Origin of the sequence: Pseudoalteromonas luteoviolacea CPMOR-1 (genome assembly GCF_001625685.1) — a bacterium.
In the GTDB taxonomy this organism is placed as follows: Bacteria; Pseudomonadota; Gammaproteobacteria; order Enterobacterales; family Alteromonadaceae; genus Pseudoalteromonas; species Pseudoalteromonas luteoviolacea_K.
The window spans coordinates 1-13,120 of the sequence record NZ_AUYC01000086.1; the positions used below are offsets into that span (position 1 = coordinate 1).

Annotated in this window: 19 protein-coding genes; all 19 read right to left on the bottom strand. The window is 37.9% G+C overall.

Features of this window, described 5'->3' with window-relative positions; translation table 11 throughout:
- Window positions 1-115: 115 nt before the first annotated feature.
- The gene (locus N473_RS24585; protein ID WP_155735735.1) at window positions 116-538 is read right to left on the bottom strand and encodes a hypothetical protein; all 423 of its coding nucleotides are present in this window, start codon (window positions 536-538) and stop codon (window positions 116-118) included.
- Between the two features lie 120 nt (window positions 539-658).
- The gene (locus N473_RS24590) at window positions 659-1,063 is read right to left on the bottom strand and encodes a hypothetical protein (protein ID WP_063370248.1); all 405 of its coding nucleotides are present in this window, start codon (window positions 1,061-1,063) and stop codon (window positions 659-661) included.
- Between the two features lie 843 nt (window positions 1,064-1,906).
- Complete coding sequence (locus N473_RS24595) at window positions 1,907-2,404, bottom strand: DUF2867 domain-containing protein (RefSeq protein WP_063370249.1); 498 nt, start codon at window positions 2,402-2,404, stop codon at window positions 1,907-1,909.
- A 129-nt stretch (window positions 2,405-2,533) separates the two neighbouring features.
- Window positions 2,534-2,869, bottom strand: coding sequence for a CC0125/CC1285 family lipoprotein (locus N473_RS24600; RefSeq protein ID WP_063370250.1), 336 nt, complete (start codon window positions 2,867-2,869; stop codon window positions 2,534-2,536).
- Window positions 2,870-3,287: 418 nt separating this feature from the next.
- Window positions 3,288-3,728 carry a hypothetical protein gene (locus tag N473_RS24605; RefSeq protein ID WP_063370251.1) on the bottom strand — a complete coding sequence of 147 codons (441 nt, stop codon included), beginning with the start codon at window positions 3,726-3,728 and terminating at the stop codon, window positions 3,288-3,290.
- Window positions 3,729-3,842: 114 nt separating this feature from the next.
- The gene (locus N473_RS24610; RefSeq protein WP_155735736.1) at window positions 3,843-4,157 is read right to left on the bottom strand and encodes a hypothetical protein; all 315 of its coding nucleotides are present in this window, start codon (window positions 4,155-4,157) and stop codon (window positions 3,843-3,845) included.
- 233 nt (window positions 4,158-4,390) lie between these two features.
- A complete protein-coding gene (locus tag N473_RS24615; protein WP_063370253.1) occupies window positions 4,391-4,687 on the bottom strand; it encodes a hypothetical protein in 297 nt (98 codons plus the stop codon).
- Between the two features lie 252 nt (window positions 4,688-4,939).
- Window positions 4,940-5,248: a hypothetical protein gene (locus N473_RS24620; protein WP_063370254.1), complete on the bottom strand. Its 309-nt coding sequence runs from the start codon at window positions 5,246-5,248 to the stop codon at window positions 4,940-4,942.
- A 688-nt stretch (window positions 5,249-5,936) separates the two neighbouring features.
- On the bottom strand, window positions 5,937-6,389 hold the full coding sequence (locus tag N473_RS24630) for an FxLYD domain-containing protein (RefSeq protein WP_063370255.1): 453 nt from the start codon (window positions 6,387-6,389) through the stop codon (window positions 5,937-5,939).
- 80 nt (window positions 6,390-6,469) lie between these two features.
- Window positions 6,470-6,952 carry a hypothetical protein gene (locus tag N473_RS24635; RefSeq protein WP_063370256.1) on the bottom strand — a complete coding sequence of 161 codons (483 nt, stop codon included), beginning with the start codon at window positions 6,950-6,952 and terminating at the stop codon, window positions 6,470-6,472.
- A gap of 612 nt (window positions 6,953-7,564) precedes the next feature.
- Window positions 7,565-7,930, bottom strand: a complete 366-nt coding sequence (locus tag N473_RS24640) for a VanZ family protein (protein ID WP_063370257.1) — start codon at window positions 7,928-7,930, stop codon at window positions 7,565-7,567.
- A gap of 49 nt (window positions 7,931-7,979) precedes the next feature.
- Window positions 7,980-8,243: a hypothetical protein gene (locus N473_RS24645; RefSeq protein WP_063370258.1), complete on the bottom strand. Its 264-nt coding sequence runs from the start codon at window positions 8,241-8,243 to the stop codon at window positions 7,980-7,982.
- Window positions 8,244-8,389: 146 nt separating this feature from the next.
- A complete protein-coding gene (locus N473_RS24650) occupies window positions 8,390-9,532 on the bottom strand; it encodes a pectate lyase family protein (protein WP_196766476.1) in 1,143 nt (380 codons plus the stop codon).
- A 215-nt stretch (window positions 9,533-9,747) separates the two neighbouring features.
- Window positions 9,748-10,281: a hypothetical protein gene (locus tag N473_RS24655; RefSeq protein ID WP_063370260.1), complete on the bottom strand. Its 534-nt coding sequence runs from the start codon at window positions 10,279-10,281 to the stop codon at window positions 9,748-9,750.
- Window positions 10,282-10,387: 106 nt separating this feature from the next.
- Window positions 10,388-10,900, bottom strand: a complete 513-nt coding sequence (locus tag N473_RS24660; protein ID WP_155735737.1) for a hypothetical protein — start codon at window positions 10,898-10,900, stop codon at window positions 10,388-10,390.
- 130 nt (window positions 10,901-11,030) lie between these two features.
- The gene (locus tag N473_RS24665) at window positions 11,031-11,801 is read right to left on the bottom strand and encodes a hypothetical protein (RefSeq protein WP_231099628.1); all 771 of its coding nucleotides are present in this window, start codon (window positions 11,799-11,801) and stop codon (window positions 11,031-11,033) included.
- A gap of 133 nt (window positions 11,802-11,934) precedes the next feature.
- On the bottom strand, window positions 11,935-12,237 hold the full coding sequence (locus tag N473_RS24670; protein WP_063370263.1) for a hypothetical protein: 303 nt from the start codon (window positions 12,235-12,237) through the stop codon (window positions 11,935-11,937).
- Between the two features lie 116 nt (window positions 12,238-12,353).
- A complete protein-coding gene (locus N473_RS24675) occupies window positions 12,354-12,683 on the bottom strand; it encodes a DUF2185 domain-containing protein (protein WP_063370264.1) in 330 nt (109 codons plus the stop codon).
- Window positions 12,684-12,814: 131 nt separating this feature from the next.
- Entirely contained in the window at window positions 12,815-13,075 is a 261-nt protein-coding gene (locus tag N473_RS24680; protein ID WP_063370265.1) for a hypothetical protein, read from the bottom strand.
- Window positions 13,076-13,120 lie beyond the last annotated feature (45 nt).

Genomic DNA, 13,120 nt, shown 5'->3' on the forward strand with positions numbered 1-13,120 from the left:
TAGTTCCATACTCTAGATGCCAAACGTCCGCAAATAAACGGCTAAAAATAGCAGGCTAAAATTAGCGACGAAGGAGCGCAGCCTGCTGTTTTGCGTCCTTTGGTTTAGGCACTTGTTATAAGTTACTTTCATCTAATTCTATCGTAACTTTCATTGCAATAACTTGTCGATGTTGATCATACTCTTTTTGAGCATCAATATTTACTTCTAGCTTATCCATTCCCAATTTAACTAGGATATTTTTTGCCATCTCTCTTAGAACACCCCAATCGGGATGAGTTTCAATTCCGGACCAAAATCCGTTGTAATTTTGACCACTTCGCGTTTCAAAGAAATGATCAATTTCCAAGAGCAAGCTTATTACCTCTTCTGAGAAGTAGCCCTCATCGATGAATTTTTGAGTATTTGGAATCAACTCATTCTCAAAATCTATAGCTAACTCATCTTCTGTATAGGCTATCAGTTGAATTTCATAGTCCTTCGATAAGATGACTAGCAGCTTGAGTAATTCCTCGTAATGATATCGAAGGTAATCCAATTGCACCTCGTAACTTATAACGCTCCTATAAGGGGCTGATAAATGCTTGGCTAAACTATGTAGCGAAGCGAAACTGAGCCAAGCTTTAGCAGTCCCGCACTTAATTGGCTTGTTATGTGCCTAACCTTCTGATTTTAAGTTAGTCAATTTCGCTTTTACATAGTTATAAGCATCATCTGAAACCTCAGTATCCCACAATGATACATATTTCAAGTTTGGTAACAATGCTAATAACTTAAAGCCTTTGTCAGTTATTTTTAAGTCTTCAATCCATAGTTCTTCGAGAGTTTTAAACTGACTAATGATTTCCAATGATTTATCTGTAATTAATGTAGAGTCGAGATCTATACATCTTACTTTGAATAAAAAAGGTAAATTTGAAATACCATCGTCTGTAATGGGAGCATTCTCCAGAGAGAGTGAGACAACATCACTTGGAACTTTGGACAAGTCGCAATCTTCTAGTTGGGTTGCATCAAAGTAACCATCTTCTTCTCTGAGTTTAAATACTAAAACATCGCTCATTTTGATACTCAGTCCTTGAATCTATGGTGGCACATAACATCTTTATCTGCGACAAATGTCGCATAACAACAGCGTAATGTCTGCCGCATAAAAACAGCTTTTCAGATACGCACTTTAATACCCTGAACCATAACAATTAGTTAAGCACATGTCACCAAATTAGAAATGGCTAAAGTACGTCACTAGTCGTATAACAGTGATATGTGACACATACCAAACAACTGTATTTATACACATACTAACAAACCAAAATAGAACTGGTTATAAAACCGCCCTTTTTTATCCATAACCCAAGCGTATCTTCCTACGCAAAAATATACCAAAAGTACCCTCCCATGGTATCTCGATTGGATAACCGCCTCTATTCGATTTCATAATTTATTGAACCAAAAAAACTTGGTGAGGAGGTGGTAGAGCGGTTTTTGAGCCTCCTAACCAATCAACAAAACGTGGCTTGAAAATACACAAGCTCAGGCGCTCAATGCACTTGTATATATGTATCAAGAGACCATCAAACAATCTCTGAGTCTCTCGCTTAATTTCAATAAAAGCGCCACGTTGTAAAGACTGAACTGGAAATCGCCGCACTGCTAACACACTGCTCTCTCACATTTACTGGCGATATCTTTATTTAATGGCTGTGGTGTGAGGTTGATGGGGGTGTTACAGGTATACCTAGATTACAAATACAAGCTAGAAATGATGACAGCAATATCTTTGTGCCTGTCCGACTGAGTTTTTGTGAGCAACGCCACCACAAAACCTAACCATATCTCTTTAAACACGAAACCCAATAATGGAATGAAAAATGCCATGCATTGGGGAGCTCTCTTAAACGTTTTGTTATCCCTGCGCCAATGTTTTCAACGAACTCGGAACAATGAGCTTGTGAACTGGGGCAACAAAAAACATGTACACTTTGCCAAACATGTTATGTACATGCACCACAGTGGTTGCGTGTACTGTGATTTTATCGCCAACTTCGTCCAGTAAAAACGATACTCTTACATCAAGATGTTTGTCACTGTCCTCTAAGACAATTTCAGTATCGCTATTGCTGTGTAACGTGAAAATACCGATTCTCTCGCCAACGCTAATGTTTGCTACACTTTCAGCTGACATAACATCCTGAAGTCGACCTAAGTGCTTTAAACCAAGCATTGATACGATGCGATTCCTCGCTGCCATTAAGAATGAGACCCACGCTGGCGTTTGTTTCGCGATTTCAAGATAGACATCGAGTGCGGTTTGGTTAGTATTAGGAATTTCGCGTGAAAAGCTATCAGAAAAATAGGCCCCTTTGGCGTAATCAAACAACTCAGAATGTTTTGGAACTGACATGTATCTCTCTCAGAAGGCATAACGCCTGCATAACGGGTAAAATACGTAGATTATAATGACAAGTGAAGCCTACGTGTTTTTGTCCCAAACACGCGCAGCGTGTTAATACGTTTGCTATGGTACAACCCATTAAAGGCATTGGATTTTTCCAATTTGAATTGGTATTTCAGCTTCTTGATTAACAGAAAGCGAAGAAGACAACTCTCCACTTATACCCATCACATTAACCGTTTTATGAACTTCTAGCACTTCATAATCTCCGTTGCAAAGTTCAGAAGAACGCCTATGCCAATAATCATTTACCTGCTGTTTTGTACTATGTCCATTTCCATGAAATGCAACACGGTATAAACCTTCACCAAGTTTCCAATCATCGTAGCCTCCCCCCATGCCGTTTGGCTTGTATGGAGTAGCGCAACCGAAAATAAAAAAAGGAAACAAGCTAAAAAAGAGAAACTTTTTCATTTTTTACTCGATGTTACCGAAACGCCTCGCTTAACCGGCGTAAAGTAGCAGACTAAAATTAGCGAAGAAGGAGCGCAAGCCTGCTATTTTGCGTCCTTTGGTAAAGGCGATTGATAGGCAACACCTTTACTGCACTATAAACTTTTCATGTATAACACGTAAGATAGCATCGCTTTTTTTGGACTCTGAGAGAAGATAACAGCCAGACCAATTACCCCAACCAGCAGATATGATTAAACTCCTTTTACAAAGGAAGGTAAAACCCCTTCATCCATATTTGCTAAAGTTGCACCATTGCGAACAAATCTTAGAACATTTTCAATATGTGTATCACGCTTTAATAATAGCGCTCAAAGTATAGGCTACACTGGCGCCACACGGCAAACTTATTGATTTTATGTCCTAATTGATTAACTTGTTATACGAGTTTACTATCGCTGCTCAAAATTACTTGTTCCTGCATTCCTTCATGAGTAACAATGACTCGATTTTCCAACGCTTGAGCTAGGTCTTCTATAAACGCCAACAACACTCTAAAATCTTTTTCACTACGTATGTCGTAAGGTGACAAATCCAACTCTATTTCCGTCTCTATGAAAAAGTGGCAATGTAATTGAATATTTTCATTTAACCAAATAAAAAGAGTTGTTGGCTCAGTTTCCTGCAACTCTTTTATCGACTTTAAGGTTTGTGGTATTTCAATAGACTGATCACCATGAGTGAATTCAAGTTTATACTCAGAAGACTTGGCATAATCTAGGAACTGGTTCCATTTATTAACCGTAATATTTTCAATATAAATATCTCTTAAGCTTCCGTCTACTTCAAACTCTTCTTTCAGGTCATTCCATTCATACATAATGTATTTTTACACCAAATTTGAGATTCGTATAACGCTTGCCGTAAACGGCACAAAATAGCAGACTAAAATTGACGACGAAGGAGCGCAAGCTTGCTGTTTTACATCCACGCTTTAACGGCCTGGTTGGGAGTCCAAATTGCGCCTTTCATGCATTAAAGAACGTATTTTAGGAACCACCCCCTCCTTTTCAGATAGTAAACCAGAGTTACCACAATAATCTACGGATAGAGAACCATCTTCATTTTCAAGCATGAACATTAAATAGCGCTGGCCTATATCAGGAGCAAAGCGTCCACTATCATTTGGGTCCCACAATTCTAGATTGTAGCTTGAACTAGTATAAATTACGTCATGCACTTCCAATTGGTATATAGCACCTGAATAAAACTCAGGCTCCTTCTTATCTTGCTCCCATGTCCTATTCATAGGAGTCGCGATTATGACAGCTGAAGTTCTTTTTAATTCACCTTCCAGACTGTAATCCACCATATCTGGCAGACATATGCTCAGTGCATTGAATGATTGGAATAACAAAATTATGAGCAAAAATTTCAGATGCAATGAGATTCTTCCTTCTGTTTCTAACACTCGGCTAACAGGTTAAAAAGTGTGGGCTAAAATTGAGCAGAGCGAAAAGCCACTACTTTAATCCTGTTTAATTACTTGTTAGCTGCTTTTTCAATATCTGCCATGAAGAAAATTGCTTTATTGAGTGGGTAAACAGCTTTTATATAGTTTTCATCATTATAAACTTTACCATTTATCACAAACTCATCGCCAATTTTATTAGACCAATAATTTTTCGTGTTTGGGGAGTTAGCTCCACATATTGAAGACTGTTCAGCTTCCATATATGACAGAGATTCACTTTTTAGTAATTCTAAAACTTTAAAAGCATACCCTGTATCAAGTCTAAAAAAAGCTTGGGGTAACCGGAGGTCGATAAGTTCTAACAACTTCTCCGATATAAAAAATCCGCGAGGTTAACAGCAACTAAAAACTTTTTTGAGCCGAGTAACCATCTAAATAATCTTGAGCACACACGGCTACCTTAAAATTAATTAAAGCTAATACAACTAGAATAAATTTCAGTATTCTGTAAGCACTCCATAACAGAAAACGTCCTATTAAGGGGTAAAATATAGCTGGGTAGGATAAGCAGCAAAGGCGCAAAAGCCAGCTATGTTTTGTCCTTGTTAAACAGTTTGTTATGTTGACAGCTCAGCTTTAGAACACCAAAACTCTGAATAACAGCCATCAACCCAACACTCTACACGAATTGTTCCAAACTCTCGTTGTGTGTTTAACTCTTCAGATATGATTACCTTTTCTGACTGAAGCAAATTAGAGATAAGGTCTAGGTCGTCTAAGCCCTCAATCTCGATACCTTTGCACTCGTCATTGCACTCCACTTGAAACCACAGTTTTAAGTCACTTTCGGCACTCACTTTGCTGGTCTTCAAATTACTAACGAACCAGGGCTGCTTAAATTCAAGTAATATCTGATAGTTATTCATAGTCTCTGTAAATATAACGCTTCGCATAACGGGCTAATAACGCTTGGCTATAATTGGTGAAGCACGAACCAAGCCAAGCTTTATTAGTCCATGCGTTAAAGCGCTTACTATATGACTGATTTAACAGGTCTATATTGCTCTATACTACCTGCCATAAAACAAAAACCAACATAAAGCCAAATAGTGCTCGCTACAATTTGCCAAATATCAAAGCCCGAAGGAGTTACAAATGTTGGGATAGCAAGTAAACCGCGCAAAGTACAAAGTAATGCAATCGTCATTAGAGCTGATTTTAGTAGAGGTACTTTGCGAATTAAACCGACTGCTTAAAAAGCAAATACAGTACAGGAAAACATTAAACCTGCAACGATTATAGTGCCAATAGGAGCAAGTAAAGTACCTTGAACCGCAGAGTCTATGATCTGTTGAGGTGCACGAGCAAACACAAACACAAACCAACTAGGTCCACGAAAGATACAAAGAAGATGCCAGAACGCAGCAGCTGAAGCAGTAACCCCACCGCTTAATAATAACTTTGATTTAACACTAAAACTCAATACGCTCCCCTAGACTGCACAGGCACTTAACGCCTTAATAAACGGCGAAAAATAGCAGGCTAAAATAAGCGACGAAGGAGCGCAAGCTTGCTGTTTTTCGCCCTTTGCCCAATTAACTTGTTATAACGAATTTATATCCATTTGATTTTAACTTTAGCAGAATGAACTTTTTCACTTTGAATTCTGAAAAAGTCACAATCAATTTCGACATAGCTAATCTCTTTGGGAGCTAAAGTTATTTCACTCCCTTTACCGATACAATTACCAATGAACTTGCCATTAATATCAAAAGTTGACGCTATGACCCCTACAGCATAAAGCTCTTCGCTTGAGGTGTTTTTTAGTTCTGCTGTAATCTTTACCCTTCCATTTTCCTTGAATAGTTCAGACAAGCTAACTTCGTAGCTAGGGGCTAATTCGTTTATTGAATTCATAGCATTGAGTTGTAGGCTTTCTTTGAAGCCTTTATCCACATGCGCTGCCATTTTCAATGTATAAACGGTGCCTATACCAATGACTGAAAGCGAAAAACCAAGTCCCCAAAAGAAGCCTTTTAATACTTCGTCAAAACTTTTAGATGGCACAAAATTCTCCTCTGCTTACAACGCTTAAAAATGGAGCGCAGCTTGCTGCGTCCCATACCAACTTGTTGGGCGAACATTATTTACTTGTTAGTTTTACGTTTTGCTGCGTCCTGAAGTTGATTAAGCACATTAATTAAATTCGGAATTGATGATTCTGGAAACAAGTAAGAACCTTCTACTGTATTGATCCTTACATACTCTTTATCTCCAGCTTTAGTTTGTCCGAACATACCTTTATCACGACCAAAGCTGACAGGCTCCAACATATCTTGAACTGTTAGTTCATCTTTCAGTACTTTAGTTAGCAATAACTTTAATGCAGGTACGTCTTCATCAAATATATACAATCTATGAACTCGATTTGGTTCTGATTGATATCGAGTTTCAAAACGAACCGAGGCTCTATCTGTCCCCTCATTGTTTAGATAAATCGTTACTTTTGATTGAGAAAGTTCTGTTCCATTATTTAATTCTGCAACATCTATATTACTGTCGATCATACGTGAAGTAGATGAACAGCCAACAATAAGTGCAACAGCCAAATAACAAACTAATTTTTTCATTTATATTCCTAATTCTGAATTTTAAAACTAATGCCCAGCTCACAGAGCAACTTTTTGACGACGGCTTTTGCCCGGCGCAGCCGATTGTTCTATTGTGTTACCCAAAAAGGTAAATCACCTCTACTTTATCACCGCAGTAAAGTAAAATGCAGAGTAATCTTTTTTAGAAAACTCGCTACCTTTTTCAATGGTAATAGCAAGTGTCTGAGAATCTTTCCAATCTTTATGATTGATAGGACTTTTTCATATACACGTTGCTCTAGGCTCTTCGTCTCCTACTGCACGTAAGCTATTGCACCCCAAGAGTTATTTGAATCTTCAAAGTCTTTAAAATACTCGGAAAATGACCCCTTTATTTCTTAGCTGGCATAATCTGGACTTGCGCCATTGTGATAGATTTCAAATAAACCATCATAAACATCAGCAAATAAATCACTACCATTGAGATTTACACCCTATACCCACTATGATTCATCCTCAGGTTTCGTTAGCAATAAAACGCAAATTAAGGTGTGAACATCGCAACTACCTTGCCTAACGCATTGTGCCATATGCACTAAACTTGGTTGAAGTGAGCGCATCGAACATTGTGAATCACTCTTAAACCCATGATTATAGATAATTTTCTTTCAGGCAAATCGACCGAGCAAAAGACGCAATGATAATACCTACAACGAGCCCTAAACCATTTGCGCCTAGATCGAGCCACTCACCATAACGATTTACATATGGCTGAACTAATTCAATAGCACCGCTATAACCTAAGAAACCGACGATAAATAACAGCCACTTTTTGGGTCTCGCTAACGCTACTGGAAATGCCAAAGCCCCATAAGCAATAAAATGGTGAGTTTTATCTGTCCCAGGAACGGAAGGGAGATTATCCAGCGGATAGAGGGACAAAACAGTAATCGCCAGAACTATTAAAGCCGTGAATAACAACCAATGAAGTTGAACCAAGTTTAACAAAGATTTCAAAATACTCTCCGAATCGCTATAACGCCGTTGTAAACGGCGTTATAAATCATTAATCCCATAAGTGAATATAATACTTAGCAAATAGATCCAAACCGCTTTGTACCGCAGGGCTTTTGGAGTTACCTTCAAGCACATTCTGAAAAGCAAGCTGTATCGCCTTTAATACTCCTAGCCACTCCTCACGTAACAATTCGATTTCCTGATCTGATAACTCTGCTGCATCCTTGCTCATTGGTTTACTTAACAACCATGTTGGTGTAGCAACACCTTCTAAAGCGAACTTCTCGATATAGTCATCCAATCTGGGAACCATAAACTTTGCTATGTCGTTTTTAAATCAAACCACTCATTACTTTGAGACATACACTTATTGCTGACCTTGGCTTATATCGCCCGCATATAGGGAACAAAATGCTTGGCTATATTTGCGAAGAATGAACACCAGCCAAGCGTTTGACGTCATTTTTGATACGTAACACAGTTAAGAGGTGAATTAGGAATGGCAGGCCTCTTCAAAGCGTCTGTCAAACTAGACTTTGCATCCCAGTGATGACCTGCATTTAAAGTTACTTTGTAGTATATGCACTTAGAAGGTTCATCTATGGCGTAATGGTAAGATGGTATATTGACGAACCCATTCTCAAGTACAACAATCTCTTCATTTCCAACTATAACATTTGAATTAACACCGCTCATTGGAGCACGAATATAACCAGAAGGTATACTAGAGTTATTTAACTCATATGAAGTGGCCTTTAAATTGGACGGATCCAATGTCGAAAGGAAATTGGCTTCCATTAATAGTCGGCCATTATCATAAGACTGGGCTCCCAAATACCTCCAGAGAAGGACATTGTTATACATGTGAACATATCCTTGGGATAGACGTGGGTGACGCTGACCTGTTCCGGCAAAATAGTTGTGGTGGAGCGTAACATAAATATCTCTGTCACTTTCTGCAGTATCTTTATGCAAGCCAATCAACATAGTTTTATTATGATTCTCAAATCTATTCCAACTTGCAGTCACCCGAGTTTTATTACGATGCGCTCGTGTTATATCTAGTAGACCATCAGGGAAATTCCTTAACGTCGTATGATCTACCCATATTACATTTGAGTTATTTATTCCTATTGCATCGCGACTATCTGCCACACCGTTTTCGATTATGATATTAGTTACTATGACATTTTCCGATTGAGAGATGTATAAGCCATAGTTTTGCAATCTAATGCTTGCCCCACGACCATCAACTGTCACATCAGATGGTACATCTAACCTTCGTTCTAAACTAATTGTTCCTGACACTCCAAAGACTATCCAAGAAGAACCATTTTCAAGGGCATCACGAAGAGTCCCAGCCCCGCTATCCTCAAGGTTTGTTACCACGTAAACCTTTCCTGACGAGTAACCACCATATACACCTTTTGCAAATCCAGAGCGACGCTCCATGAGTGACTTGGTATCAATGACACAATTAGGCTTGATTACGTTTATCCCACCAGACAATTGAGTGAAATCACTAATCGGGCAAGACGCTTCTGCTTGGCTTACAGAATGATTAAGTAGAAACAGAACCAAAAAAACAATAAACCTTTTCATGAAACTCCCCATTAACACTAAACAAGAATAGCGAATCATTACGCATTCCTTTCTAAAAACTAAACAACACTGCCGTACAGCTCATTATTCGTAAGGTTGAACAGCTACCCATGCATTTAACGCTTGCCGTAAACGGCACAAAATAGCAGGTTAAAATTTGCGACGAAGGAGCAAAAGCCAACTTTTTGTCCATGGTTTTATCAGCTTGTTAGGCATCAAAACGCCAATATTCTTGAAAAGCTATATAACAATTTACCTTCACAGCACTCATGATTATTTGAAATAAATTGAGCTGTCCATCCCTTTGCTCCATTTGAACCAATTTTAAATTCAATTAGCTGATGATATAACTGCTCTAAGTTTAATTCTTGGAACGTAGATAGCCTTTCTTCTATGTCTGTCGTGCACTCTGATGAAGGTATATTTACACTTGCGTTGTAAATAGCATCAATACTCTTAGGTTTGTAAGTATCGAATTTTGCAACCAGCTCAGGGTTGTTTTCTATAAACGAATCCAACTCGTCTTTTTCATCAGAATCCAAAAGAGAAACAAACGCTAAATCACAACATTCAGTTGAAAAGGAGCGCTTATAAGAGTCGTTTACAAAGCGTGAAGAGAAAACAACAGTTCTAGGTTTGTAACTTTGGCTTGGAATATCGAAGTCATTGAGTTCTAAAATTCGGTGAACTCTCCATATTCCTGAACCATAGCTTCTGACCCAATCTCCGACCTTAATGTTTTCGTCCATACTTTTCTTGATGCCTAACGCCGCAATAAGTGGCAAGTAATGCTAGGCTAAAATTAGCGAAGAATGAGCGCGAGCCTAGCATTGCGCGTCCACCTTGATTGGCTTGTTAAATAGCAAATGCTACAGCACCAATAAGAATCAAAACCCCATATGTAATATGAATTCGGATAGTTGTTTTTCTCAATTCCTCTACACTTGTAATCAGTTGTTCTATTTTTTGAGTTTTATCGACTACGGTTTCTTTAACCTCTTGCTTTTCATCGGCTTGATACAGTTGTTCAGCGTGTGATGCAATTATGCTCCCACCAGCTCCAGAACATGCGAAAACCACCAGGTTTTTATATATTTCAAAGTTTTGTGAAAAACTTTCAGGAATATATTGTTCAACGATTTGAGGTATCAATATCCCCCCCAAAATCCCATATAATATTACACATAGGCCTTTCAATACTCTTTCAATTTTCCACTCTAGAAGTAAAAAAAATGGCAGAAAAAAACCAAGCAATAACGAAGGAAAGATAAAAAAGTCATATCTAAAAATCAAACTAATTGGAAAAGCTACTAGACCAATTACAGCAGAGAAAACGACTGTCAGTCTTATCCTTAAAGATTTACTCACTCTAAACCTCGATTGTGCCATCTAATGCCTCAATCAGAGGCAAAAAATCAGTTGGTTAAAATTAGCGACGCAGAAGCAAAACCAACTGTTTTTTGTCCTGTTGAATTGACTTGTTAGATTTCGTTTTAACCTATATGTAAATCTTATCGCAATATAGACAATACTCATATTCCGTGAAGTTAAACTCGAAATCATTTTTAAACATTGCATAATTTTGAGGAGTTATATCAAAATTATGATCTCCTATATGTTCATCAGAAAGATCTAAACCTTTCTTTATTTTTTCCCGAGTCATAGTTTTAAGGAGTATCTCTTCTTCAACTAAGGTATGTCCATCTTCGTCAGCACGACAAGTTTGGATATAAAAATCGTAACGTTTCATATCGTAAAGTGGTTCAAGTAGCTCAACAAACAATCCCGTTTCACTAATTTTTTTAATCGTGCCCTCATTTAAATCAAAACAACAGATATACATGTAGTAGTCCCAACCAAACCTAAGACTAAATTGTTCATTAATCTCCAATCTGCACCACAGAAAACCTCGTAAAATCATTTTGATTACAATTTTAAGATCATCTATTTCAAGTTTCTTGTCTTCAAAGAGTTTAATATTCTTAAACTCCTCGCGAACTAACCACTGGTTATCCTTATCCGAAAGATTATCTTCTAGAAACTTAGACTCAAGGTCTACTACTCGAAGGTGCTTAATGTGTTTGGACTGGAGGCACTCTATAACAGCATTTATATACTTTTCTTCAATTTTAAAGTATTCCGATGCTTTAAACTCAATTCCATTAAATGTTTTCCCGACATCTGATGGACACGTCCATTCATCAACTTTGTAATGACCATCCGAATTTCTATTTTTAGGATCGTATTTTGTAATTCTGAAATTCAACATTGCAAATTTTACCGGTGTTGGATTTGATGAAAGAAATCTAACGCCGCAAATAAACGGCTAAAAATAGTTGGCTATAATTTGTGAGGTACGAACAAAGCCAACTGTTTTTTGTCCGCACTTTTGATTTGCTTTGTTAATTGCTAATTTGCACCCAAACAGGCATTCGTAATTTTTTTGAATTACTTACAACTGTTTTTTGAAAAGAACTTAATTCTTGCCCCTCAACGTTAACAGTTAAATTTAAAGCAACGAACCCTTCCGGCATATATTCTGCGACAACAAATTTGGTTCCCGCTGGGAGATTAATGCCAGATTGAGTAATAAAAGTCTTGTTTGACTCCCACACTTCAACGGAACTATTTTGAAAATGTACATAGGCACACACAGATATTGCCCCTACTACAATTCCTACTATAAGAGTTAAAAGTGACTTCATACTTTCCTTGGCAGCTAACGCCTTGCTTAGAGGCGGAAAAACGTTTGGCTATAATTAACGCAGAAGGAGCGCAAGCCAAACTTTTTGCGTCCTACTTAAGCAATTTGTTATGTGTATTATTCATCAATCTCGACTATTTGACCATCCGAATCTCTCTCGAATGCAGACCCTATCGGATAACCCAAATATTTAATAATATCAGAATCGTAGTTGGCGATGGTGTTAACATCATAGATTGCATGGTTGTTAGGGTTATCCATATATTCTTGAGTTTCTCTCCCGGACATAAAGCACCAACCGCTATCTTGAGGGTCGTGAGGCTCATCACGGTAAAAATAACCAACCTTATAACCTTTAACTGTAATCATATCTGTTGCGATACAGCTTCCATGACTTTTAGCGAGATCGACAATATCACTGGCTGTTAATTTAAATTTTTTATCCATAACTCAACGAAAACTCATAGTCTGATATACACATAACACTTGCCGTAAACGACACAAAATAGCAGGCTAAAATTGGCGACGAAGGAGCACAAGCCCGCTGTTTTGTATCCTTTTAAGCGATTTGCTAGGTGTTACGGCCCCTCAAATGCTAAATAATGAGAGTCTTTTAAACATAAACCGTAATCTATAAATTTGCGTATTTCCGTTAGTACACTGAGATATTTTTCAGAATATTTTGATGGTTCGCGTTCGCCACATAATAACTCTATAAGTTCATTATCCAGTATGGTCTTTCCATAATACTGTTCACCACCGACTTTCGCTATGAAAAGCATGACGAAAATATCATCTTCGTCTTTAGCAAATTTTAACAATTGCTCATGCTCAACCATAAGTACACCTAATGCCGCAATATACGGCAAATTTTATTGGGTTGA

What these genes read in the sequence shown, in the direction of transcription:
- N473_RS24600 (WP_063370250.1), bottom strand. Translation starts at nt 2,869, where the DNA reads ATGAAAAAGTTTCTCTTTTTTAGCTTGTTTCCTTTTTTTATTTTCGGT.
- N473_RS24670 (WP_063370263.1), bottom strand. Translation starts at nt 12,237, where the DNA reads ATGAAGTCACTTTTAACTCTTATAGTAGGAATTGTAGTAGGGGCAATA.
- N473_RS24675 (WP_063370264.1), bottom strand. Translation starts at nt 12,683, where the DNA reads ATGGATAAAAAATTTAAATTAACAGCCAGTGATATTGTCGATCTCGCT.
- N473_RS24650 (WP_196766476.1), bottom strand. Translation starts at nt 9,532, where the DNA reads ATGAAAAGGTTTATTGTTTTTTTGGTTCTGTTTCTACTTAATCATTCT.
- N473_RS24605 (WP_063370251.1), bottom strand. Translation starts at nt 3,728, where the DNA reads ATGTATGAATGGAATGACCTGAAAGAAGAGTTTGAAGTAGACGGAAGC.
- N473_RS24610 (WP_155735736.1), bottom strand. Translation starts at nt 4,157, where the DNA reads ATGAATAGGACATGGGAGCAAGATAAGAAGGAGCCTGAGTTTTATTCA.
- N473_RS24665 (WP_231099628.1), bottom strand. Translation starts at nt 11,801, where the DNA reads ATGTTGAATTTCAGAATTACAAAATACGATCCTAAAAATAGAAATTCG.
- N473_RS24590 (WP_063370248.1), bottom strand. Translation starts at nt 1,063, where the DNA reads ATGAGCGATGTTTTAGTATTTAAACTCAGAGAAGAAGATGGTTACTTT.
- N473_RS24655 (WP_063370260.1), bottom strand. Translation starts at nt 10,281, where the DNA reads ATGGACGAAAACATTAAGGTCGGAGATTGGGTCAGAAGCTATGGTTCA.
- N473_RS24645 (WP_063370258.1), bottom strand. Translation starts at nt 8,243, where the DNA reads ATGGTTCCCAGATTGGATGACTATATCGAGAAGTTCGCTTTAGAAGGT.
- N473_RS24595 (WP_063370249.1), bottom strand. Translation starts at nt 2,404, where the DNA reads ATGTCAGTTCCAAAACATTCTGAGTTGTTTGATTACGCCAAAGGGGCC.
- N473_RS24635 (WP_063370256.1), bottom strand. Translation starts at nt 6,952, where the DNA reads ATGAAAAAATTAGTTTGTTATTTGGCTGTTGCACTTATTGTTGGCTGT.
- N473_RS24680 (WP_063370265.1), bottom strand. Translation starts at nt 13,075, where the DNA reads ATGGTTGAGCATGAGCAATTGTTAAAATTTGCTAAAGACGAAGATGAT.
- N473_RS24620 (WP_063370254.1), bottom strand. Translation starts at nt 5,248, where the DNA reads ATGAATAACTATCAGATATTACTTGAATTTAAGCAGCCCTGGTTCGTT.